This is a genomic window from Streptomyces sp. AHA2 (genome assembly GCF_036857595.1).
Lineage (GTDB): Bacteria > Actinomycetota > Actinomycetes > Streptomycetales > Streptomycetaceae > Streptomyces.
On record NZ_JAUQWJ010000002.1, the window covers coordinates 259608 to 282378 of the forward strand.

22 protein-coding genes and 1 tRNA gene are annotated in these 22771 nt (G+C 73.3%); 11 read left to right on the top strand and 12 right to left on the bottom strand.

What is annotated here, in order from left to right; genetic code table 11:
- The first annotated feature begins 2 nt into the window (after window positions 1–2).
- Both Q5694_RS05025 and Q5694_RS05030 read left to right on the top strand, forming a co-directional pair.
- Window positions 3–2540, top strand: coding sequence for a phosphoribosyltransferase (locus Q5694_RS05025; RefSeq protein ID WP_333930788.1), 2538 nt, complete (start codon window positions 3–5; stop codon window positions 2538–2540).
- Window positions 2537–3349: an HAD family hydrolase gene (locus Q5694_RS05030; protein WP_333930789.1), complete on the top strand. Its 813-nt coding sequence runs from the start codon at window positions 2537–2539 to the stop codon at window positions 3347–3349. Before Q5694_RS05025 ends, Q5694_RS05030 begins: the two co-directional genes overlap by 4 nt.
- Here the strand turns inward: Q5694_RS05030 and Q5694_RS05035 are convergent.
- Both Q5694_RS05035 and Q5694_RS05040 read right to left on the bottom strand, forming a co-directional pair.
- Entirely contained in the window at window positions 3270–4064 is a 795-nt protein-coding gene (locus Q5694_RS05035) for a DedA family protein (RefSeq protein WP_333930790.1), read from the bottom strand. The two genes, Q5694_RS05030 and Q5694_RS05035, sit on opposite strands and share 80 nt — an antisense overlap.
- Window positions 4065–4123: 59 nt before the next feature.
- A complete protein-coding gene (locus tag Q5694_RS05040) occupies window positions 4124–4348 on the bottom strand; it encodes an FmdB family zinc ribbon protein (protein WP_333930791.1) in 225 nt (74 codons plus the stop codon).
- Window positions 4349–4600: 252 nt separating this feature from the next.
- On the opposite strand from Q5694_RS05040, the gene Q5694_RS05045 reads away from it, so the two are divergent.
- From Q5694_RS05045 to Q5694_RS05055, 3 genes are read left to right on the top strand one after another with little or no spacing between them, the layout of a single operon-like run.
- Window positions 4601–6775, top strand: a complete 2175-nt coding sequence (locus Q5694_RS05045; RefSeq protein WP_333931296.1) for a transglycosylase domain-containing protein — start codon at window positions 4601–4603, stop codon at window positions 6773–6775.
- 55 nt (window positions 6776–6830) lie between these two features.
- The gene (locus Q5694_RS05050) at window positions 6831–8129 is read left to right on the top strand and encodes a hypothetical protein (RefSeq protein ID WP_333930792.1); all 1299 of its coding nucleotides are present in this window, start codon (window positions 6831–6833) and stop codon (window positions 8127–8129) included.
- A 49-nt stretch (window positions 8130–8178) separates the two neighbouring features.
- Window positions 8179–9351, top strand: coding sequence for an amidase domain-containing protein (locus Q5694_RS05055; RefSeq protein WP_333930793.1), 1173 nt, complete (start codon window positions 8179–8181; stop codon window positions 9349–9351).
- 19 nt (window positions 9352–9370) lie between these two features.
- Here Q5694_RS05055 and Q5694_RS05060 read toward each other — a convergent pair whose 3' ends face one another.
- Complete coding sequence (locus tag Q5694_RS05060; RefSeq protein ID WP_333930794.1) at window positions 9371–10771, bottom strand: hypothetical protein; 1401 nt, start codon at window positions 10769–10771, stop codon at window positions 9371–9373.
- 74 nt (window positions 10772–10845) lie between these two features.
- A complete protein-coding gene (locus tag Q5694_RS05065) occupies window positions 10846–11697 on the bottom strand; it encodes a DUF4097 family beta strand repeat-containing protein (protein ID WP_333930795.1) in 852 nt (283 codons plus the stop codon).
- 198 nt (window positions 11698–11895) lie between these two features.
- Here Q5694_RS05065 and Q5694_RS05070 point away from each other — a divergent pair.
- Window positions 11896–11967 (top strand) — tRNA-Val (locus tag Q5694_RS05070).
- A gap of 61 nt (window positions 11968–12028) precedes the next feature.
- Here the strand turns inward: Q5694_RS05070 and Q5694_RS05075 are convergent.
- Window positions 12029–12568 carry a hypothetical protein gene (locus tag Q5694_RS05075; protein WP_333930797.1) on the bottom strand — a complete coding sequence of 180 codons (540 nt, stop codon included), beginning with the start codon at window positions 12566–12568 and terminating at the stop codon, window positions 12029–12031.
- Between the two features lie 176 nt (window positions 12569–12744).
- Between Q5694_RS05075 and Q5694_RS05080 the strand changes: the two genes are divergently transcribed.
- Both Q5694_RS05080 and Q5694_RS05085 read left to right on the top strand, forming a co-directional pair.
- Window positions 12745–13167, top strand: coding sequence for a DUF6153 family protein (locus Q5694_RS05080; RefSeq protein WP_333930798.1), 423 nt, complete (start codon window positions 12745–12747; stop codon window positions 13165–13167).
- Window positions 13168–13255: 88 nt separating this feature from the next.
- Window positions 13256–13888 carry a DUF305 domain-containing protein gene (locus tag Q5694_RS05085; RefSeq protein ID WP_333930799.1) on the top strand — a complete coding sequence of 211 codons (633 nt, stop codon included), beginning with the start codon at window positions 13256–13258 and terminating at the stop codon, window positions 13886–13888.
- Between the two features lie 10 nt (window positions 13889–13898).
- Here Q5694_RS05085 and Q5694_RS05090 read toward each other — a convergent pair whose 3' ends face one another.
- Window positions 13899–14252 carry a hypothetical protein gene (locus tag Q5694_RS05090; RefSeq protein WP_333930800.1) on the bottom strand — a complete coding sequence of 118 codons (354 nt, stop codon included), beginning with the start codon at window positions 14250–14252 and terminating at the stop codon, window positions 13899–13901.
- Window positions 14253–14303: 51 nt separating this feature from the next.
- Window positions 14304–15209, bottom strand: coding sequence for a ketopantoate reductase family protein (locus tag Q5694_RS05095; protein WP_333930801.1), 906 nt, complete (start codon window positions 15207–15209; stop codon window positions 14304–14306).
- A 104-nt stretch (window positions 15210–15313) separates the two neighbouring features.
- On the opposite strand from Q5694_RS05095, the gene Q5694_RS05100 reads away from it, so the two are divergent.
- A complete protein-coding gene (locus Q5694_RS05100) occupies window positions 15314–15544 on the top strand; it encodes a DUF2277 domain-containing protein (protein ID WP_333930802.1) in 231 nt (76 codons plus the stop codon).
- An 18-nt stretch (window positions 15545–15562) separates the two neighbouring features.
- On the opposite strand, the gene Q5694_RS05105 is transcribed toward Q5694_RS05100, so the two are convergent.
- The 5 genes from Q5694_RS05105 to Q5694_RS05125 form a co-directional block, all read right to left on the bottom strand.
- Window positions 15563–16846, bottom strand: a complete 1284-nt coding sequence (locus Q5694_RS05105; RefSeq protein ID WP_333930803.1) for a phosphatase PAP2 family protein — start codon at window positions 16844–16846, stop codon at window positions 15563–15565.
- A gap of 130 nt (window positions 16847–16976) precedes the next feature.
- On the bottom strand, window positions 16977–17573 hold the full coding sequence (locus tag Q5694_RS05110; protein WP_333930804.1) for a DedA family protein: 597 nt from the start codon (window positions 17571–17573) through the stop codon (window positions 16977–16979).
- 278 nt (window positions 17574–17851) lie between these two features.
- Window positions 17852–18301: a DoxX family protein gene (locus Q5694_RS05115; protein WP_333930805.1), complete on the bottom strand. Its 450-nt coding sequence runs from the start codon at window positions 18299–18301 to the stop codon at window positions 17852–17854.
- Window positions 18302–18544: 243 nt separating this feature from the next.
- Window positions 18545–20182 carry an alkaline phosphatase D family protein gene (locus Q5694_RS05120; protein ID WP_333930806.1) on the bottom strand — a complete coding sequence of 546 codons (1638 nt, stop codon included), beginning with the start codon at window positions 20180–20182 and terminating at the stop codon, window positions 18545–18547.
- 80 nt (window positions 20183–20262) lie between these two features.
- Window positions 20263–20907, bottom strand: a complete 645-nt coding sequence (locus tag Q5694_RS05125; protein WP_333930807.1) for an HNH endonuclease family protein — start codon at window positions 20905–20907, stop codon at window positions 20263–20265.
- A gap of 387 nt (window positions 20908–21294) precedes the next feature.
- On the opposite strand from Q5694_RS05125, the gene Q5694_RS05130 reads away from it, so the two are divergent.
- Together Q5694_RS05130 and Q5694_RS05135 are read left to right on the top strand one after the other, a co-directional pair.
- Window positions 21295–21876 (top strand): TMEM165/GDT1 family protein, encoded by a 582-nt coding sequence (locus Q5694_RS05130; protein WP_333930808.1) that lies wholly within the window; start codon window positions 21295–21297, stop codon window positions 21874–21876.
- Between the two features lie 202 nt (window positions 21877–22078).
- On the top strand, window positions 22079–22738 hold the full coding sequence (locus Q5694_RS05135) for an HAD-IA family hydrolase (protein ID WP_333930809.1): 660 nt from the start codon (window positions 22079–22081) through the stop codon (window positions 22736–22738).
- The last annotated feature ends 33 nt before the right edge of the window (window positions 22739–22771 follow it).

Genomic DNA, 22771 nt, shown 5'->3' on the forward strand with positions numbered 1-22771 from the left:
GTATGGAGAAGGCAGTGAACGAGGGGGAGCGGCACGGCATACGGGACGGGGCGCCCCCGGGCGCACCGGCCGGGACCGTGTGGACGGGCCGCTGGGTCGCCGAGCGGCTCGGTGTCGGGCTGGCCGGTGACGAGCGGCTGACCGGACTGCTGGGGATGGCCCTGCGCCGCAACCCCAAACGGGCCCACCTGCTGGTGTCGAACGTGCTGGGCAAGCACGTCCCCCAGGTGCCGTCCGTGGTGTACGGGCACGGGTTCTCGCTCGGCCGCCGGGTGCGCGAGCTGCTGGGCGACGAGGAGGCCCGGCGGGCCGTCGTCCTCGGCTACGCGGAGACCGCGACCGGCCTCGGCCACTGCGTCGCCGACGGACTGGGCCTCGCCCCCTACCTGCACTCCACCCGCCGCCCGGTGCCCGGCCTGACCCCGGCCGGCGGCTTCGAGGAGTCCCACTCCCACGCGACCTCCCACCTGCTGCTGCCCGAGGACCCCGCGCTGCTCGCCGGGGACGGGCCGCTGGTCCTGGTGGACGACGAGTTCTCCACGGGGAACACGGTGCTGAACACCGTGCGCGATCTCCATGCGCGGTATCCGCGGCCGAGGTACGTCGTGGTGGCGCTGGTGGACATGCGGTCCGCCGCCGACGCGGGGCGGTTGGAGGCGTTCGCCAGTGAGATCGGTGCCCGGGTGGATCTCGTGGCTGCGGCTTCGGGGACCGTGCGGCTGCCCGCGGGGGTGCTGGAGAAGGGGCAGGAGCTGGTGGCGCGGTACGACGCGGAGGGTGCGTCGGCGGGCGCGGCGCCGGCCCCCACCGGCCCGCACCCGCACGCCAGCGGCACCGCCCCCCACGCCACCCGCGTCGACCTGCACTGGCCCGCCGGCCTGCCGGACGGCGGGCGGCACGGGTTCACGCCCGCGCACCGCGCCCGGCTGGAGGCCGCCCTGCCTGCGATGGCGGCCAGGATCGCCGAGGCCCTGCCGCACGGCGCCCGCCGCGTCCACGTCCTCGGCTTCGAGGAGCTGATGTACGCCCCGCTGCGGCTCGCCGAGGCCCTGGAGCGGATCACGCACGCCGAGGTCCGCTACTCCACCACCACGCGCTCGCCCGTCCTGGCGGTGGACGACCCCGGCTACGCGATACGCACGCGCCTGGCCTTCCCCGCCCACGACGACCCCGCCGACGGCCCGGGCGAGCGCTACGCCTACAACGTCGACGGCGCAGGCCTCGACGCCGTCGTCGCCGTCGTCGACTCGGTCGCGGACACCCCCCTGCTGCACGCCCCCCAGGGACTGCTGGACCGCCTCGCCGGCACCGTCCCGCACGTCCTGCTCGCCGTCGTGCCGTCGTACGTCCCCGGCACCCCGCACGCGCCCGAAAGGCCCTCCATGCTGCCCGCGCCCCTCCGTGGCCCCGCCTTCTCCTCGTACGCGCCCGAGGAGGTCGGCTGGCTGCTGCAGGACCTCTCCGACGTGACCCTGGAGGCGCCGACCGAGGAGCGCGAGGAGGCGATCCAGAGCGGCGGCGCCCACTACGCGGAGTCGCTGCCGGTGGAGTACCAGCCGAGCGAGCAGTACCAGGAGCTGTTCCACGCCGCGCTGAGCACCTCCGCGGCCCGGATCGCCCGGGCGGTCGGCGTCGTCACCGAGACGGTCCTCGCCGAGCGGTCCCCGCGCCCGGTCCTGGTCTCCCTGGCCCGGGCCGGCACGCCCGTCGGCATCCTCATGCGCCGCTGGGCGCAGCACCGGCACGGCCTGGACCTGCCGCACTACGCCGTGTCGATCGTGCGCGGCCGCGGCATCGACGCCAACGCCCTGCGCTGGCTCGCCGCCCACCACGACCCCCGGGACGTCGTCTTCGTCGACGGCTGGACCGGCAAGGGCGCCATCACCCGTGAACTCGCCCAGGCGCTGACGGAGTTCGAGAAGTCCGACGGCGTCACCGGCTTCAGCCCCGAGATCGCCGTCCTGGCCGACCCGGGATCCTGCGTGCGCACCTACGGCACCCGCGAGGACTTCCTCATCCCCTCCGCCTGTCTCAACTCCACCGTCTCCGGGCTGATCTCGCGGACCGTGCTGCGCGCGGACCTGGTCGGCCCGCACGACTTCCACGGCGCCAAGTTCTACCGCGAGCTCGCCGCCACGGACGTCTCCGTGGCGTTCCTGGACGCCGTCTCGGCCCGCTTCCCCGAGGTCGCGGACGCCGCCTGCGCCCAGGCCAAGGAACTGCTCGCCGCCGACCGCACCCCCACCTGGGAGGGCTGGGCCGCCGTCGAACGCATCAGTGAGGAGTACGGCATCCACGACGTGAACCTCGTCAAGCCCGGGGTGGGCGAGACGACCCGGGTGATGCTGCGCCGCGTGCCCTGGAAGGTCCTGGCGCGGGCCGGGGCGGGCAGCGACCTCGACCACGTCCGCCTGCTCGCCGAGCAGCGCGGGGTACCGGTGGAGGAGGTCGACGCGCTGCCCTACACCTGCGTCGGCCTGATCCACCCCAAGTACACCAAGGGCGCGACCGGCGCCGACGGCAAGGCGGTGACCCTGTGACGCGCGTGATCGTCGCGAGCGACCTCGACCGGACGCTGATCTACTCCTCGGCGGCCCTGGCGCTGACCATGCCGGACGCCCGGGCGCCCCGGCTGCTGTGCGTGGAGGTGCACGAGAGCAGGCCGCTGTCGTACATGACGGAGACGGCGGCCCGGCTCCTGACGGACCTCGGCGACGCGGCCGTGTTCGTGCCGACGACGACCCGGACGCGCAAGCAGTACCAGCGCATCAACCTGCCCGGGCCGCAGCCCACGTACGCGATCTGCGCCAACGGCGGCCACCTCCTGGTGGACGGGGTGTCCGACCCCGACTGGCACGCGCAGGTGACCGCCCGGCTGGCCGACCGGTGCGCGCCGCTCGCCGAGGTGCAGGAGCACCTGCTCAGGGCGGCGGACCCGGTGTGGGTGCGCAAGCACCGCGTCGCGGACGACCTGTTCGCCTACCTCGTCGTCGAGCGCGAGCTGCTCGACGACGACTGGGTGAAGGAACTCGCCGTGTGGGCGGAGGACCGCGGCTGGACCGTGTCCCTGCAGGGCCGCAAGATCTACGCCGTTCCCCGGCCGCTGACCAAGAGCGCGGCCCTGCGGGAGGTCGCCCGGCGCACCGGGGCGCAGCTCACGCTCGCGGCGGGCGACTCCCTGCTCGACGCCGACCTGCTGCTCGCCGCGGACCGGGGGTGGCGCCCCGGCCACGGGGAGCTGGCCGACACGGGCTTCACGGCCCCTTCGGTCAGGGCGCTCCCCGAGAGGGGCGTTCTGGCCGGGGAGCGGATCCTCCGGGAGTTTCTCGGGGTGGTACGGGACGCCTGAGCGTTCGGGTGGGATGGTCGCCGTCGTGCGGCTGCGGCTCCGACGTGGCCGATCGCGCCCCGCGGCGGTGCCGCTGATCGTCACGGCCCCGCGCCCCTTCAGGGCGCCGCCGCAGCCGTACGCCGATGAACACCGCCACCGCCAGGGCGGCCAGCGCCAGGACCACCTTGGAGTAGGTGGAGACGACGTCGGACACCGTGTGCCAGTTCGCGCCGAGGAAGTAGCCGGCGAGCACGAACACCGTGTTCCAGATCGCGCTGCCCAGGGTGGTCAGACCGAGGAACACCGGCAGGCGCATCCGCTCCACGCCCGCCGGTACGGAGATCAGGCTGCGGAAGATCGGGATCATCCGGCCGAAGAACACGGCCTTGGTGCCGTGTTTGTCGAACCACGCCTCGGTCTTCTCGATGTCCGAGACCTTCACCAGCGGCAGCCGCCGGGCGATCGCCACCGTCCGGTCACGGCCGAGCAGCGCGCCGACCCCGTACAGCGCGAGGGCGCCGATCACCGAACCGGCGGTCGTCCACAGCAGCACGGCGAGCAGGCTCATCCGCCCGCTGCTCGCGGCGAAGCCGGCCAGCGGCAGGATCACCTCGCTGGGCAGGGGCGGGAACAGGTTCTCCAGGGCGATGGCGAGACCGGCACCCGGTGCGCCCATCGTGTCCATGAGGTCGTTGACCCACTGCGGTCCGGCGTCCGCGGCGTTGGCTGTCATGCCGCCACCGTAGAAAACCGGACCTGAAGAAAAGCTGAGGACGAACCCCGGGGGCGGGGTCAGCCGCAGCAGCCCCCGCCGCAGCAGCCCCCGCCGCCACCGCCGCCCGCCCGGGGCGCCGGGGCCGGGGCGGAGGCCGAACCGGCCACCGCGACGGTCGACAGCAGCTTCACCGTGTCGTCGTGACCCGCGGGGCAGGCCGCGGGGGCGGCGGACTCGGCCATGGGACGGCTCAGTTCGAAGGTGTCGCCGCAGGTCCGGCAGCGGTACTCGTAGCGAGGCATGGGGACAGATTAGTGCGAGGCGACGGAAATACCACTCGCCGGGAGCGCATGTGACCGTTCTTGCCCCAACCGCTATGGAGAAGCTGTAAAGGCCACTGGTAGCTTTCCATCGTCGCGAGAAGCCACACGGCCGGGGGGATGTGGAGCGCGCCGCGGTCGACAGCGGCGGCCGGGCTCTCGCGCGGGCACCACCGTAAGCGGGGGAGGGGAGACACGGCCGTGACCGAGGCTGGGCGGGAACCGGACGAGACCATGCAGTTGAAGGCTCCCGCTTTCCCGCATGCGGACAAACCCGATCAAACCATGCAGTTGCGTGCGGACGACGTGGTCGCGGCCACCAGCGCGGCCGCCACCCCCGACGCCGCCGCCTCCGACACCGCCCCCTCCTCCGGCCGCGGCTCCGGCAGGTCCCGCCGCCGGCGCAAGAGCGCCAGGACCTTCAAACCCGCCGCGTACCTCGCCCCGCTGGCCCCCCACGCCGCCCGCCTCGCCCCCTACGCCCGCCGCCTGCGGCCCGTCTACCCCCACCCCGGCCGCACCGGCTGGCGCCGCTGGGCGCCCTCCTGGCGGCAGTGGCTCGGGGCCGCGCTGACGCTCACCGGGCTGTCCGTCGTGTTCCTCGGCGTCGCCTACGCCGCCACCGACGTCCCGGAGAACCTCAACTCGTACGCCACGCAGCAGGACAACGTCTACTACTGGTCCGACGGCACGCCCATGGCCCGCACCGGCTGGGTGCAGCGCCAGGAGATGCCGCTGAAGGACATACCCGTGGACGTCCGCGACGCCGTGCTGGCGGCCGAGAACGCCAGCTTCTACAGCGACCCCGGCATATCCTTCAGCGGCCTCACCCGGGCCCTGTGGCGCACGGTGGGCCAGGGGGAGACCCAGGGCGGCTCCACCATCACCCAGCAGTACGTCAAGAACGTCTACCTCAACCAGGACCGCTCGGTGAGCCGCAAGTTCACCGAGGCCATGCTCGCCCTCAAGCTCGACAACGAGATGGACAAGGACGACATCCTCGAGGGCTACCTCAACACCAGCTGGTTCGGCCGCGGCACCTACGGCATACAGCGCGCCGCCCAGGCCTACTACGGCAAGGACGTCCGCGAACTCGACGTCAGCGAGGCCGCCTTCCTCGCCTCACTGCTCAAGGGCGCCGGACTCTACGACCCCGCCCTGGGCGGAGGCAACCACGCCCGTGCCGTGGAGCGCTGGTCCTGGATACTCGACCGCATGGTCGACGTGGGGACGCTGTCGAAGTCGGAGCGGGCCAAGTACAAGAAGTTCCCCGAGCCGCTGAAGCACGCGCCGGGCTACGACACCGGCAAGCAGAGCGACTACCTCGTGGAGCTGGCCACCCAGTACGCGAAGAAGGCCGCGCGCATCTCCGACAAGGAGTTCGACCTCGGCGGCTTCCAGATCTACACGACCTTCGACCGCAAGCAGGAGACGGCACTCACCGAGGCCGTGACCAAGGCCCGCAAGCAGGCCCGCGAGGACGACCCGGCCAAGGCGAAGACCGTGCACTACGGCGCCGCCTCGGTGGCCACCGACGGACGCATCCTCGCCCTCCACGGGGGCCCCGACCACCGCAAGCAGGGCTACAACGAGTCCAACGCGACCACCGTGCCGGCCGGTTCGGCCTTCCTGCCGTTCGTCTACGCCGCGGCCCTGGAGCACGGGGTGCAGAAGACCCGGGACGGCACCCGCACCCAGGTCACCCCGCAGACCCTCTACAACGGGGACGACGGCGTCCCCGTGACGACACCCGAGGGCCCCTACTGGGACCGCAGCGGCAAGAAGGTCGCCGCCCGCAACGACGGCAAGAAGTCCTACGGGCAGATCAGCCTGGCCCGGGCCCTCGCCCTGTCGGTGAACACGCCGTTCATGCAGCTCGGCATGGACACCGGCCTGGACAAGGTGCGCGACACCGCCGAGGCCGCGGGCCTGCTGTCCTCCAGCTTCGGCCCGCACGTACCGGCGATGTCCCTCGGCAGCGCCACGCCCAGCGCGATCCGCATGGCCAGCGGATACGCCACCTTCGCGGCCGGGGGGACACACGTCGAGCCGTACTCGGTGGACCGGATCACCCGCAACGGCTCCAAGGTCGCGCTGGCCGAGCCGGCGTCCCGCCGGGCGCTCAAGGCGTCCACGGCCGAGGCGGTCCAGTCCGCCCTGACGGACGCCTTCCGCACCGCCCACCCCGAGGCGGGCGCGCCCGCCGGGGTGTCCGGCAAGGCCGGAACCGCGCAGAACGACACCGCGTCCTGGTATGTCGGAACGGCCGGGTCCGTGTCCACGGCCGTCGTCACCTACCGCATCGACCTCACCAAGAGCCTGGAACCGCTGCCGCTGAAGGGGATCGCGGGAACCCCCGGCGACAGCGTTCCGTACACCATCTGGTCCAGAGCCCGGGGCGTCGGCTGACCCCGGCGCCCGGCGCCACCCAGACCTTCCCACTCCCTCGCAGAATGAGCCGCGCATGAAGTCACCCTCCGGTCGCCGCCGCGCACCGCGCGCCCCCAGCGCGTCCCGCCGCGCGCTGGGCGCCCTGTCCCCGCGCATACTGACCCTGGCGGCGCTCGTCGTCGTCGCGTGCCTGGTCGCGGGCTATCTGGTGCTGACGCGACAGGAGAAGACCGCCCCGACCGCCTCCTCCGGGGAGGCCCGCACGAACACCCCCGGGAAGAACGACCACCAGCCGCAGTGGGACGGCAAGACCAAGGTCCTCGGGGACGGCTCCACCTCCTACACCGGCCCGCCCAGGAAGCAGTTGAAGCCGGTCCCGCTCAAGCCGGGCGAGAAACCGCCCCAGTTCGTCGTCTTCTCCTGGGACGGCGCGCTCCAGGGCGACGACGGGCTGTTCGCGCACTACCGGGAACTGTCCCGGCAGTACGACGCCCACATGACCTTCTTCCTCACGGGCATCTACCTGGTGCCCAAGAGCAAGAGGGACCTCTACTCCCCGCCGCAGCACGACCGGGGCTCGGCGGCCATCAGCTTCCCCACCGACGAGCACATCCGCACCACGCTGGTGGAGCTGGGCAAGGCGTGGAAGGACGGCAACGAGATCGGCACCCACTTCAACGGCCACTTCTGCGGCGAGAAGGGCGGCGGCGACTGGAGCGTCGAGGAGTGGAAGAGCGAGATCGACCAGTTCTACTCGTTCGTCGAGAAGTGGAAGACCAACACCGGCTTCACGGACCTCCCCCCGCTGCCCTTCGACCCCAGGAAGGAGATCACCGGGGGCCGCGCGCCCTGCCTGGAGGGCCAGGCCAACCTGCTGAAGGCGGCGGAGAAGTACGGCTGGCGCTACGACGCCAGCTCGGCGGGCGACTTCCAGATATGGCCGCGGAAGAGGGACGGCATCTGGGACTTCCCGCTGCAGATGCTGCCGTACGAGGGCGGCGACTACCAGGGCCTGTCCATGGACTTCAACTTCCTGTACAACCAGTCCGACGGTGAGACCGAGGGCGACCCGGCGAAGTACCCCGAGTGGGAACGGCAGACGGTCAACTCCTATATGTCCGGCTTCAATCGGGTGTACTACGGCAGCCGTGCCCCGCTGTTCATCGGAAACCACTTCGAGAACTGGAACGGCGGCATATACATGAGAGCCGTCGACCAGGTCGTCAAGACGGTGTGCACCAAGAAGGACGTCAAGTGCGTGTCCTTCAGGGAGCTGGCCGACTGGCTGGACGCGCAGAAGCCCGAGACCCTTCAGCGGCTGCGCTCCCTCGACCCGGCGCAGTCGCCCGACTGGTCGAAGGTCGTGAAGTGACAGACCCCACAGCCCCGGCACACCCTGGCCGGGCCAGAGAGGAACATCAGTGAGATCGAGAAGACTGACCGGCACCCGACGCCGCGTCACGATAGTCGGGGCCGCGGCGACCTCGGTGGTCGCCGGGGTCGCCCTGCTGCCCAACTGGAGCGCCGGCGCGGCGGTCACCGACGACCCGACGGTGGACGCCCGGACCAAGGCGACCTTCCAGCGGCTGGCGGACGCTGTCTTCACCGACCGGACCAACGCCCTGCTCGACGGCGGCCGGGGCGGCCAGGACGCGCCGCTGACCGACCGCTTCTCCGGCGACGTCGCCCTGTCCTCGGGCACGGCCCGCACCGAGGACGCCACCCTGTCCCGGCTGGAGCAGCGCAAGGAGAGGCTGGCCAAGGCCGGCGAGAAGTACAGCAAGGCCGGCACCACCGTCACCCTGAACGCCACGCGGGTGACCGGCCGTACGGCCAAGGCCGCCGTCACGGAGACCACGACCCTGACCTACGCCGGGGCCCGTGGCGACGCGCCGCGCACCACCGGCTTCCAGGCCGAGCACGAGCTGACCTTCAAGGCCGACCGGCACGGCAACTGGCGGCTGACCGCCATCCGCGACACCGACGAGGGCGGCCTCGCGGTGAACACGCTGTCCAAGCCCGCCTCCGTCAAGGTGGCCACGGCCGGCACCACCACCACGCCGAGTGCCCCCCGGGCGGCGACCACCCGCTACCCGGTCCAGGTGCCCAAGACCGCCACGACGTACGACTACAAGGCCATGGCGGCCTACGCCGAGAAGCACTGGAACACCTACAACAAGGACTACCCGGACTTCAACGGCGAGGGCGCCGGCGGCGACTGCACCAACTTCGTCAGCCAGTCCCTGAAGGCGGGCGGCTGGAAGCACGTCCCGGGCTACGTGTACGACTACACGCGGTGGTTCGGCAACGCCGACATCCAGTCGCACTCGTTCATCGGCGTCAACGAGTGGTCCTGGTTCGCGCAGAACTCCAAGCGGACCACGCCGCTCGCCAACGTCTACCAGCTGGAGGTCGGCGACGTCCTCCAGGTGGACTTCGACCGGGACGGGTCCAAGGACCACACCATGATCGTCACGTACAAGAGCCGCGGCGTGCCGTACGTGACCTACCACTCCAACAACACCCTGCGCAGGTCGGTGGCGAGCCTCGTGGCGTCGTACCCGACGGCGTACTACTACGCCTACCGCACCTGATCCAGGGCCGGGGCCGGGTTCAGTGCCCGGCCCCGCGCTCTTCCCGGATCCGGGAGACCACACCGGCCACCGACCGACGCACCGCCTCCGTCTCCATGAGGAAGTGCCAGTAGTCGGGGTGCCGGCCCTCCAGGCCGGCGACGGCGCGATCCAGCCGGGCGACGGCGTCGTCCAGGGGGCGGGCGTGGCGCGGGTCGGGGGTGTTGCGGCCGGCCATGGCCAGCCGCTGGGCGTCGCGGATCGCGAAGCGGGTGCGGTCGACCTCCTGCTGGGGGTCCTTCTGCACGGCGTTCAGACGGCGCAGGCGGTCACCGGCCGCCGAGACGGCCTCGTCGGTGGTGTTCAGCAGGGCCCGCACGGTCGACAGCAGCGCCGTGGCGTCGGCCCAGCGCTGCTCGTCGCGGGCCGCGCGGGCCTCTTCCAGCTTCGTCTCGGCCTGGCGGACGTTGCCCGCGGCGACGTCGGGGACCTGCTGCAGGTCCTGCCAGCAGGCCGCGGTGAAGCGGCGCCGCAGTTCGCTCAGGGTCGGCTCGACCTGCTCGGAGCGGGTGGTGAGCGCCTGGGCGCGGGTGCGCAGGGAGACCAGGCGGTGGTCGATCTCGGCGGCGCGTTCCGGCAGCCGCTCGGCCTCCACGCGGACCGCCTCAGCCTCGCGCGTGACCCGCTCGGCCCGCTCCAGGGTCTGCGGTACGCCGTGCTGCCCCGCGCCCTGGTTCAGCTTGGTCAGCTCCGGCGAGAGGGCCGCCAGACGTGCGGCGAGATCGTCCGCCCTCAGGCCCGAGGCGCGGGCGGCGTCCAGCGCGTGGGAGGCGGCGAGCAGGGCCTGGCGGGCCCGTTCCACCGCGGGGGCGAGGCGGGCCAGCTGGGTCTCGGCCTTGCCGAGCAGCGGGCCGAGGCCCTCGGTGAACCGGTCCAGGTCCCGCTTGACCCGGTCCAGTTCGTCCTTCGCCGCGGCCAGCTCGGTCCTGGCCCGGGAGGCGGCCGCGGCCTCCAGGTCGTGACGGTCGAGGTCGTGGGCGTCGACGGCGGAGATGTACTGGTGGCTGGCCTCGTCGATGCGCCGCCCCAGGGCGTCGAAGCCCTCGACGGCCCGCCGGGCGGCGGGGGAGTCGTCGACCGCCGTGATCGTCTCGATGGAGATGCGCAGATCACGCTGGGCGGTGTCCAGCTCGTAGAAGGCGGCAGCGGCGGCGTCCTTGGCGGCCTGCGCCTCGGCGCGCTGGTTGTCGGCGCGGCCGCCGAACCAGCGCCGGGTGCCGCCGCCGGCGAAGGCCGCGGGCGCCGCGAGGGCGACGAGCACCGGCAGCGCCGCCAGCGCGAGCACGTCGCGCAGCGGGCCCGGGACGCGGGGAGGGCGGCGGCGCGGGCGATGTGCGCGCGGCACCGACGGCGAGTACGGCTGTGCTGGTGTCGCCGTCACATCCCTCTCCCGTGCTGTGGTCCACCCTGCCCGGTGTCATTCTCCCACCGGTGAAGGACGAACACACGGGCCGGTCAGTTCGCCGTTCGGACGGTGATTCTGCCGTCACCGGTCTCGGCGGAGACCACGTGCCTGCTGTCCTCGTCGCGCGGGACCGACACGTCGACGCCCCCGTCGCCGGTCCGGGTGGTGACCCGGTAGGCCGCCCGGGGCACCGAGACGGTGACCGAGCCGTCGCCGCTGCGGCTCTCCACCCGGTCGGGCACGACGCCGAGTTCGAGCCGGACGGAGCCGTCACCGGTGTGCGTGCGCACGTCCCGCGAGGAGACCTCGGCCCGGATGGAGCCGTCTCCGGTGCGCATCCGCAGCGGGCCGCTCACGCCCGAGACGCGGATCGAGCCGTCCCCGGTGCGCAGCTCGGTGGGCCCGGTGGTGTCGGTGACGCGGACGGAGCCGTCACCGGTGCGGATGTCCAGCCGGTCGCGGAAGCCCCGGGCGCGGACGCTGCCGTCGCCGTCCTCGACCTTCACGGTGATGCCGCGGGGCACCTCGATGCGGTGCCTGGCCGAGCAGTCGGCGACGACGCCGGAGCACTCCAGCCGCAGGACGAGCCGGTCGTCGCGCATGGACCAGGTCACCTCGGGGTCCTTGCCGACCACGACCGAGCCCTGGAACCAGCGGGTGACCCCGATCCGGCCGGCGGGGTGCTCCTCGGCGGCGACGATCTCCAGCGCCGAGTCGTCCGAGTCGACGGTGAGCGTGCGGCCCCGGAGGTCGAAGGCCTTGTGGTCGGGATCCTTGTCGTCGCCGGCGGAGGCCCCGCAGGCGCTGAGCCCGGCGACGAGGACCGCGACGGCACCGGTCAGGGCGGCCGCGCGGACGGTGACGGTGCGGGTCGTGCGGGCGGTGCGTGCGGTGCGGGCCATGGCGGTCTCCCCCTGGACGGAACGACGGGCGCTCTCGGGCGCTGTCACGACCGTAGGGAACCGGGGCCGCCGGGAGGATCCGGGCCGCTCCCGGATCGGCGGTGGGGTTAACCCCCGGCACGGCCCGGACAGGGGTTTGCGGGACCGCGCCCCGGGCAGGGTAGGCTGTCCACTCGTCCTGGGCGTGACCCGGGAGCCGGGTGCGTAGCTCAGGGGTAGAGCGCCTGCCTTACAAGCAGGATGTCGGCGGTTCGAAACCGTCCGCGCCCACCGCGATGCGACAGGCCCCCGGGGTTCCCCCGGGGGCCTGTCCCGCACGCCGGTGGGGACGTCAGTAGTTGGCGTTGGCCAGGATCTCGCCGTTCTCGTCGTACACGGTGACCAGGCCGTTGTCGGACTCGTAGCAGGACGTGAACGCGGAGGCGACGAGCTTGCCCTCGCCCTGGTGCGGGCCGGTCAGGCCGCCGCTGAAGTCGGTGTAGACCTCCGCCGCGTCGAGGACGTCGTTGCGCTCGTCCGCGCCGGTCACCTTGGTGACGTGCTCGACGGCGGCCTTCTCCGTCTCCGTGCCGCTCTCGGCGACGCAGTCGCGGAACTGCTCGGCCTGGCTCCTGCCCGTGGCCGGTCCGGCCTTCTTCGGCTCGCTGTCGGCGGTGACGGCCTTGTCCTTGTTCGAGCTGTCGCCGCTGTCGTCCCCGCCCCCGCCCGTGGCGACGGCGGCGACGAGGAAGAGGGTGAGGACGCCCGCGCAGCCGAGCCCCGCGATCTTGCCGATGCCGCGCTTCTTCGGTGGCGGCGGCACGGGGGCGCCGAACCCGGGCTGCTGCGGCGGACAGGGCTGGGTGGGCTGCTGCGGGTGCTGCTGGCTCATGGGTACCCCTCGGGATCAATCGTGTCGTGCGGGGGTACGACGTCCCGCGGCTCACGGGTGGTTGTAGAGGGTTGGATGAGTTCACCCGATGGGGTCGGCGACTCGCACCCATGTCCCGCCGGACGCACACGGGTTCGCCGGGGGTGCCGTCGTACCCGTCCGTGCGGATCTCTACGATGTGCGGCGTGAACAGCCCCCGTCCGTCCGCCCCGCGCCCCGCGCCGCCGTCCTGGCGGGTGCTGGCCGTGCTGGGGCTGCTGGCGGGGCTGCTGGGGATGCACGGGCTGGCGCCCGGCGGAGCCCTGCCGCACCGTGCGCCGGCCGCGCACGCGACACACGACGCGGTCCGTACGGGTCCTTCCGGGGCGGTGGCCGGGCAGGCCGCGGCCGACGGGCACTGCGGCGGTGGGGACGTCCGGCACGCCGACGCGACCTGCGCGTCGGGCGCCCTGGGCGGCGGGCCGGTGCTCCCGGCGCTCGTCCCCCTGCCCGCCCCGGCCGCGCCGGACGGCAGCGCCCTGCCGGCCCGGGCCGCCGGGAAGCCGGACGGGGCGCGTGGTCCGCCCTCCCTGGCCGAACTCCAGCTCCTGCGGATCTAAAGACACCCCGCGCACCACGCCGAGAAGGATCAGTGGCGTGTGTCGCCGTGTCCGCGAATCCGTTCCTCCCAGAAGCAGGAGTTCACCCATGAACCGCATCCGTACCGTCACGCGCCGCGGCGCCCTCGGGGCGGCGACGGCCGCCGCCGCCCTCGTCCTCGCCGCGTGCGGCGACGGCGCCGACGGCGGCGCCACCGGGGCCGGGGCCGACACCCCCGGCCGGCACACCGCGGCGGCCCGCAACGCCCAGGACGTCGCCTTCGCCCAGGGCATGATCCCACACCACCGGCAGGCCCTGGAGATGGCGAAGCTCGCCGAGGGCCGGGCCTCCTCCGGCGCGGTCGAGGACCTCGCCCGGCGGATCGAGAAGGCACAGGACCCCGAGATCCGGACCATGACCGGCTGGCTGAAGTCCTGGGGCGAGGAAGTCCCCGACGCGGGGGCCGGCGGTGGGCACCACTCCGGCCCGGGCCATGCCGGCATGCCCGGGATGATGAGCGACGGCGAGATGGCCGGGCTCGGGAAGATCACGGGCAGGGCGTTCGACGTGGCGTTCCTGACGATGATGGTGAAGCACCACGAGGGTGCCGTCGCGATGGCCCGGACCGAGCGGGCCGCGGGTCGCTACGGCCCCGCGAAGGACATGGCCGAGGCCATCGCCACCGCCCAGAAGGCGGAGATCGCCGAGATGAAGCGGCTCCTGGCGGACGGCGGGCGCTGACCCCGGCGCGTCACGGGGCTCCGCCGCTCTCCGCCGGCGGGGCCTCGTGCGCGTGCTTGAGCCGGGACCGGGCCGCCACCCGGTCCGGTCCGGTCAGCTCGGACCAGTAGCGGTGGGTGCTGACGAACACCGCGAGTTCGTGCTCCCGGCGGCGCAGCTTCTCCACCTCGGCCTGTTCGTCGGCGCTCCAGCCGGGGGAGGCGGGCCGCTCCACCTTGCGCCAGCCGTTGTCGTCGCTGAAGCCGTCCAGCGGTTCGACCGACCAGGGCAGCCGCTTGAGCAGGGCCGACAACTCGGCCCGGACCTGATGGAGTTCCTCCTGACCGGCGAGGAGGTCACTCGGAAAGTCATAGGTCGTAGCCACGGCGCAATGATACGCCTGTTCGAATTGGGTGGGCGAGTTCGTTCCCGTGGTTCATGCGAACGGGTGTGCCAGGCTCAGCTCCCGCACCACCCGCGCGGCGACCGGAGCCGCCACCCCGTGCCGTTCGGCCGCACGCAGCAACGCCCCGCCGACGGCGTCCAGTTCGAGCGGCCGGCCCGCCTCCGCGTCACGCTGCATCGACGACTTGGTCCCGGCGGGGAAGGCGTCGTAGCGGGCGAGGGCCTGCGCCGGGTCCGCAGGCCCGCCGCAGGCGCGGCTGATCGCGGCCGTCTCCGCGACGAGGGCCGTCAGTTCGGCGCGGTGACGGTCGCGGATCTCGCCCAGGGGCAGGCCGTACCGGGTGGTCAGCAGCGCGAAGGGCGCCAGGAACGACATCTTCGCCCACAGGGCCGCCGTCTCGTCCTCCAGGACCCGTGTGGCGGGGCCGGCGGCGCCGAGGGCCGCGGCGAGCGCGTCCAGGCGGGAGCGGGGCACCTGCGCCCCGGTCAGGTCGATGTCCGCGAACGGGCTGCCGTGTTCGACGACGCCGGGCGCGAGACGGGTGGACTCGACGCGGATGACGGCCGGGGCGACCCGGTCGGCCCGGTGGCGGGCGCGCAGGGCCGCCGGGTGTTCGACGCCGTTGAAGAAGGGCACGAGCAGCCCGTCGGACAGGACGGGCGCGGGGACGCGGGCCAGGGCCGCGTCGAGGGCGGTGTGCTTGACCGTGACCAGGCACGCGTCGACCGGTTCGCGCAGGGCCGTGTCCGCCTCGACCCGGGCCGTGAAGTCGCCGAAGCGGGCGCTGCGGACCCGGATGCCGTCGCCGCGCAGGACCCCGGCCGTCCGCTCGCCGGACAGGCAGATCACACGGTGACCGGCGCGGGAGAGCAGGGCGGCGAGCAGTCCGCCCACGCCGCCGGGGCCCAGGACGGCCACGGTGAGTCGGTTCGCCATGGAGGGTTCCTCTCGTCGGTCGGCCCCGTACGTGGTGGCCGCCTCGGGAGGATCATGGCAGCCGAAGCTGTCCTCGGGGGGCCGGAAGGGCGAGACTGGGGGGCATGTGCCGGAGTATCAAGACGCTTCGTCCGCCCGCCCTGCCCGAAGAGGCCACGGAGGCGGACATGCGCGCAGCAGCGTTGCAGTACGTGCGGAAGGTCTCGGGCTTCCGCGCCCCCGCCGCCCACAACCAGGAGGTGTTCGACCGCGCGGTCGAGGCCGTCACCCAGGCCACGGCCGAACTGCTCGACGGCCTGGAGGTACGGGGGGCCACGGCCCGCCGGGCCGGCTAGGCCCCCGCCGCCCCGGGGTCAGACCAGCTCCGGCTGCGGCTGGGGGCGCGGGGCCGCGAGGGTGTCCGTGTCCCACAGCCGCACGGTCCGGTAGTAGCCGCGCACCACCGACGCCATCGCCAGCAGCAGCAGCGGGCCGGCCAGCCACGGGTAGCGGGCCATCTCCAGCGGCAGGAAGCGGTAGGACGCGAGCAGCAGCGCGAACACCGTCGTGCCGTAGCCGACGAGCCGGACCCCGGCCCGGTCCCAGCCGCGGTCGAACGAGCGCAGGGCCGCCTCGATCGTGTACGCGAACACCACGCCCGCGACCAGGTCCACGCCGTAGTGCCAGCCGAACCCGAGGGTCGCAGCCAGCGTGGCGATCAGCCAGAACGCACCGGCCACCCGCAGCCGGCGCGGCCCCTGCCGGGAGTGGATGAAGATCGTGACGGCCCACGCGGTGTGCAGGCTCGGCATGCAGTTGCGCGGGGTGATCTCGTCGAACGGCAGCTTGAACGGCGTGGTGACCGGCGGCAGCGTGTCGGGCCACAGGTTCGCCACCGCCCACTGCCCGCCGTCGGGGCCGTAGGCGAAGATCGGCCCGACCACCGGGTAGATCATGTAGACGGCCGGTCCGACCAGGCCGATCACCAGGAACGTCCGCACCAGGTGGTGGCGCGGGAAGCGCCGCTCGGCTGCCACGTGGCGCAGCTGGTACAGCGCCACCACGACCGCGGCCACGGCGAGCTGGGCGTAGACGTAGTCGAGGGCGTGCCGGCCGACCGGGCCGCTCGCCTCCAGCAGCCGGCCCGCCAGCCACGAGGGGTTGCCCAGCGCGTGGTCGGCCATGGCGATGTACGGGTCGAGGGTGACGGGCCGGGTCTGCGAGGTGATCAGCAGCCAGGTGTCCCCGGTCTTGCGGCCGGTCACCAGCAGCAGACCGAGACCCACGCCCTTGAGCAGCAGGAGCCGTTCCGCACCGGTGCGGCGCGTGACGGCGATGACGGCCAGGCCCAGCATCACCCACAGCGCGCCGTTGCCGAAGGGGTGGCCCTCGCCCGGGTCGGCGCCGGTCGCCCAGCGCACCGCCAGGAAGACCAGGTCGATGCCGACGGCCGCACCCAGGGCGGTCAGGCGCTGCCGCCAGGTCAGCACCACCATCGTCAGGGCCATGCTGGCGTAGAGCAGGAAGCCCGACTTCGGGGCGTACACGACCTCGCGGGCCTGCGTGGTGATCGGCCCGGGTATCCCGAGGTGCCGCGCGACGAGCTGGAGCGCGACGAGGAAACCGAGGGTGATCACGGCCGCCGTGCCCCACAGCACCGCCCGTGGGTGGCGTCGCGCGGCGTGCGCGATCCGTCGTGTGCGTGACGCCTGGGGCGATGCCGGAGTGGTCAACTGTCTCAGCCGCTTCCCGATCGTGTCCGTGGTCGTGGTGGCGCGTCGGCCGGGTCTACGAGGTGCGCGGCTCGCGCCGCATCAGGTACGCGGCCCCGGCCCCGGCCGCGAACAGCGCCCCCACGGACACCCCCGCCGCCACCCAGGTCGCGCCCAGCAGCTGCGCCCCGAAGTAGCCGAGGGCCACGCTGTAGACGGCCCAGGTCAGCCCGGCCAGCGCCGACCACGGGAGGAAGTCGCGGGCCCGGCGGCGGGCGGCGCCCGCGCCGAGGGAGACGACCGAGCGCCCGGCGGGGGCGAAGCGGGCGAGGACGACGAGGGCGCCGCCGCCGCGCGCGAGGGCCGCGCCGAGGCGTTCCTGCGCGAGGGTCAGCCGCCGGGAGCGGGAGATCGCCCGGTCCAGCCGGGGGCCGCCGCGCCAGGCGAGGCGGTAGGCGACCAGGTCGCCGAGGACGGAGGCGGTGGCCGCGCACAGGGTCAGGGCGAGGATGTCGGGCACGTCGGTCGCCGTGCCGGCGGCCGCGGCCGTGGCGGCCGTGATGACCAGGACGCCGCTGGGCAGCACCGGCAGGAACACGTCGAGGAGCACCGACAGGGCCACCACCGCATAGATCCATGGACTGCCGACCAGTGACCCGACCTGCTCCAGCACCGCAACTCCCCGTGGTCCCCCGTGGGCCAGACCGTGCCGCGGCGACGCGGGGGGAGCGGCAGGAGTGGCCATGACAGCCATACAGCGTACGCGCGGGGTGTGACGGGCGGTTCACGGGGGGCTCGTCCGTTCGGTACCGACTGTTCACCTCGTGCCGTCTCGCCCGGCTCTGCCCTCCCCGGCCACGAACGCCACGGCACCCCCTCGGGCCGGGAGACGCGACGGCGCCTCCCCGCCGGCCGGGGAGGCGCCGGGCGAACGGGCCGGGTCCGGGCCGCTCAGGCGGCCACGGGCGTCTGCTCCGGGGCCGGCCGCTGCGCGGAGGTGCGGCGGGACAGCAGGCGGTCCACGCCGAACGCGCCGGAGCCCGTGAAGATCAGCAGGAACATGGCCCAGCAGTACATGGCCGCGCCCTCGCCACTGTTCTCGATCGGCCACAGGGCCTGCGGCTGGTGGACCTTGAAGTAGGCGTACGCCATGGCGCCGGAGGAGACGAAGGCCGCGACGCGGGTGCCGAGGCCGAGCAGCACCAGGGTGCCGCCGACCAGTTCGATGACGGCGGCGTACCAGTTGGGCCAGGCGCCGGCCGCGACCGTACCGCCCTTGCCGTCCGCTCCGCCGAGGGCGCCGAAGAGCGCGACGGCCCCGTGGCAGGCGAACAACAGGCCCATGACGATCCGGAACAGTCCGAGTGCGTACGGCTGGGCGCCGTCGAGGCGTGCGGTCATGTGGGGGGCTCCTTCGGTTGGCCGGCCCGGGGCAGGCCGGTCGGGGACGAACCGATGAGCCATCACGTTAGGTGGACCTAACTGATGCTTGCAAGTTCAACATTTGGCCAAGGCTTGGGACGCGGTTCGGGTGCGGCGAGGCGCGCGGCCGGTGTCCCAGCAGCACGTGGAGCCACTTCCGCCCCCGCGACCGTGGTCAGCGGAGTGACCGAATCCACACCCGGCCCGGGCGCACCGGCGCGGTCACCGGCTCAGTTCGGAGTCCAGCAAGGTCGTCAGGCCCGGTCCCGACCCCTGCCGGGCCTTCGCGTGCTCCAGCCGCAGCCGGGCCGAACGGCCGCGCAGGGTCAGGGTCATGAGCTGGTTGCCGAACCACGGGCCGTCCGTCTTGCGCCAGCCGACCGGCAGCCGCGCGAGCCGGCCGTGCCGGGCGAGGAGGCGGCCGAAGCCCCGGGCCGCGCGGCTCCAGCCGATGCGGAAGGCCAGCCGCATCGACAGCGGGACCGAGTTGTGCACGGGCGAGCAGACCAGCTGCACCACCCGGGCGTCCGGGTCGCGGCCGGTCCAGGACGGCTCCGCGATGTAGGCGTGGTGGACGTCCCCGGACAGCACGCAGACGGTCGCCGGCGCCCCGGGTCCCGAGCCCGCCTCGGCGATCAGGTCCGCGAGCCCGGCGAAGGACTCCGGGAACGCCGACCAGTGCTCCAGGTCCGCGGCCCGCCGCAGCTTCTCCCCGAGGCGTGCCCAGCGCTCGCCGCGCTCGCCCCGGCACAGCGCCGCGTTCCACCCCTCGGCGTCGTGCACGAGGTGCGGCAGCAGCCAGGGCAGGGAGGTGCCGAGCAGGAGGTGGTCGTATCCCTCACCCCGGTCCGTGATCTGCTCGCGCAGCCAGGCCTCCTCGCCCGGGTCGAGCATCGCCCGGTCCTGCTCCTCCAGCACGCGGGCGGCCCGGCTGTCGACCATCACCAGGCGGACGCGGCCGAAGTCGCGCCGGTAGCTCCAGCGGACCGAGGCGGCGTCGGCGTCGGCCCGGGCGGCGAAGTCGCGCAGCGCCCCGGTGCCGTCCGGGGCCGAGCACACCGCCGCGTAGACGGGGTCGGCCGCCAGTTCCTCGGGGGAGAGGTTGCCCAGGTGCTGGTGGACCCAGTACGACATCAGGCCGCTCAGCAGCCGCTCCTGCCACCAGCCGGTGGCGCGCATGTCGGCGAGCCAGGCGGCGGAGGTGTTCCAGTCGTCGATGACGTCGTGATCGTCGAAGATCATGAAGCTCGGCACCGTGGACAGCAGCCAGCGGATCCTCGGGTCGAGCCAGGACTCGTAGTAGAGGTGCGTGTACTCCTCGTAGTTCGCGACCCCGCTGCCCGGGGGCTCCTTCAGGTCGCGGCGCCCGGCGAGCCAGCGCTGCGTGGCGTCGGAGGTCTCGTCGGCGTACACCTGGTCGCCGAGCAGCAGCAGGACGTGGGGCCGCTCGCCGTCGGGGTCGGCGGCGAGACGGGTGGCGAGCGCGTCCAGGGCGTCGGGGCCGGCCGGATCGTCCCCGCCGGCGGGCGGGGCGGCCCAGCGGCACGAACCGAAGGCGACCTGGAGGGCGCCTTCCGAACCCGGCGCGTGGATCACCGAGGGCGGGAAGGGCGAGCCGGGCAGCGGCCACACCCGGACGCCGTCGAGGAGCACCTCGTACGACGTCGTCGTGCCGGCGGTGAGGCCGGTCACCGGGACCAGGGCGTAGTGGTGGCCCGCGATCAGGAAGCTGCCGGCACTCCCGCCCGCGCCGTCCGCGCAGCGGACCTCGGCGGCGCACGGGCCGTCCGTCTCCATCCAGACGGTCGCGGACGCGCCGTCGGTGTACCTCAGCAGTGGTCCGAGGCGCAGGTCGGCCATGGCGTTCCCCTCTCCGTCGCCCCGTACGGTACGGAACGACGGAGAGGGGCGGGGAGGTTCCGACACGATTTCCGCGCGTGTCAGCAGCTCGCGAGGTGGTTCTGCAGGGCCGACTTCTCGGCCGGGTCGACCGAGAGGCCGTAGTAGTACTTCACCTGGACCCAGGCGCGGACGTAGGTGCAGCGGTAGTCGCTCCGGGAGGGCATCCAGGTGGCGGGGTCCTGGTCGCCCTTGGCCTGGTTGACGTTGTCGGTGACCGCGATGAGCTGCGGGCGGGTCAGGTCGTTGGCGAAGGACTGGCGGCGGGAGGTCGTCCAGGAGCCGGCGCCCGAGTCCCACGCCTCGGCCAGCGGCACCAGGTGGTCGATGTCGAGGTCGGAGGCGGCCGTCCAGGTGGCGCCGTCGTACGGGGAGTACCAGCTCCCGCTGGTGGCGGCGCAGGAGGAGTCCTGCTGGACGTTGGTGCCGTCGCGCTTGAGGACGACCTCGCGGGTGTTGCAGGTGCCGGACTGGGTGATCCAGTGCGGGAAGAGGTCGCGGTTGTACCCGGTGCGGTTCTCGGCCGCCACGGTGAGCGTGGCGAGGTAGGAACGGGCGGTGGCGCCGCTCACGGGGGTGGGGAGGGCGGCGGAGGCCGTGGGGGCGTTGAAGAGGGTGGCGGCCGATATGAGCGCGGTGGCGGCGGCGGCGAGGCCGAACGGTCGACGCGCGTAGAACCTGGGCATGCGAACTCCCTGGAGGGAAGGGGGTGTTGGCGGACGAGCGAGGGAATGCTCGCGCAGCCGTGTTGCGCACAGGTGTGCGCCCGGTGAGAAGGTAGTGACGGGTCCATGACATGACAAGGTTCGCGGTGAAACTTTTCAGGCCCGGACCGTCGCGTACCATGGACGGCGCAGAAGGGGAGTAGCTCTTCGCCGGACCGTCGACACACTGCTCAGCCCGCCTGAGCCGGCGCCCGGAGGCAGGTCCCGGATGGGATCCGCCAGCGAGACCTTCGGCAAGCAGTGCACGCCCGTGCCCCCCCGGTGCGGGCGCCGAGTGCGCTGCCGTGCCGAGGTGTCGTGTGAGCAGCAGCACTCTCGGTGGGGCAGCCCCGACCGATTGAGGAACCCTTGATCAGCCTGACCGTGACGGCCGTCGTCTTCGGCGTCGTCTTCCTCGCCGAACTGCCGGACAAGACCGCCCTGGCCGGCCTCGTCCTCGGCACCCGCTACCGCGCCTCCTACGTCTTCGCCGGTGTGGCCGCCGCCTTCGCGCTGCACGTCGCGCTCGCCGTCGCGGCCGGCAGCGTGCTGACGCTGCTGCCGCAGCAGCTCGTGCAGGCCCTGACGGGCGTGCTGTTCCTGGGCGGTGCCGCGGTGCTGCTGCTGAAGAAGGGCGAGGACGAGGAAGAGATCCGGAAGCCGGAGGACCAGTCGTTCTGGAAGGTCTCGGGCGCCGGGTTCATGCTCATACTCGTCGCCGAGTTCGGCGATCTGACCCAGATCATGACGGCCAACCTGGCCGCCCGCTACGACGACCCGCTCTCTGTCGGCCTGGGCGCGGTGCTCGCGCTGTGGGCCGTGGCGGGGCTCGGCATCGTGGGCGGAAAGGCCCTGATGAAGAAGGTGCCGCTGCGCCTGATCACGCAGATCGCCGCCCTGGTGATGCTGGCGCTCGGCGTGTGGAGCCTGTGGGAGGCCGTGACCGGGTGAGGCGAACACCGGGTGAACGTCCGGCGGGGGCGTCTGGCGCGATGGCGCGTTTGTTTTGTACCGTGGAGAAACAAAGTGGCCTCCGCCCGTTTTCCCTGACCGGCGGGCGGGGCCGCCTTGTCCCTCCCGGGGGCGCGCCGGACGCGACGTACCGCCCGCCCCTCGCCCGCGCTGGAACGCGCCCCGAGCCTTGGAGCTGCCGATGACGGCCACCGCCGTGCTCACCGCCCGCGCCCTCCTGCTGGACATGGACGGCACCCTCGTCAACTCGGACGCCTCCGTGGAGCGTGTGTGGCGGCGCTGGGCCGAGCGCCACGGGCTGGACGGCGACGAGGTCATGAAGGTCGTCCACGGGCGGCAGGGCTACGCCTCCATGGCGCTGCTGCTGCCCGGCCGGCCGATGGAGCAGAACCACGCCGACAACGCCCGGATGCTCCAGGAGGAGACGGCCGACACCGAGGGCGTCGTGGCGATCCCCGGGGCGCCGGAGTTCCTGGCCTCGCTGGCCGGCCTGCCGCACGCGCTGGTGACCTCCGCCGATGTGCCGCTGTCGACCGCGCGCATGGCCGCGGCCGGACTCGCGCTGCCGGAGGTCCGGGTGACCGCGGAGTCCGTCGGTGCCAGCAAGCCCGACCCGGAGGGCTTCCTCAAGGGCGCCGCCGAGCTCGGCGTCGCCCCCGCCGACTGCGTGGTCTTCGAGGACTCCGGAGCCGGTATCGCCGCGGGGCGCGCCGCGGGCATGAAGGTCGTCGGCATCGGACCCCGGGCCGGCTTCCACGATCCGGACGTGGTCGTGGAGGACCTGACCCGGGTCCGGGTCGAGCGCGCGGCGGACGGGACGATCCGGCTCCACATCGGCTGACTTCCGGTTCGGGCGACTTCCCGGTCCCGGTGA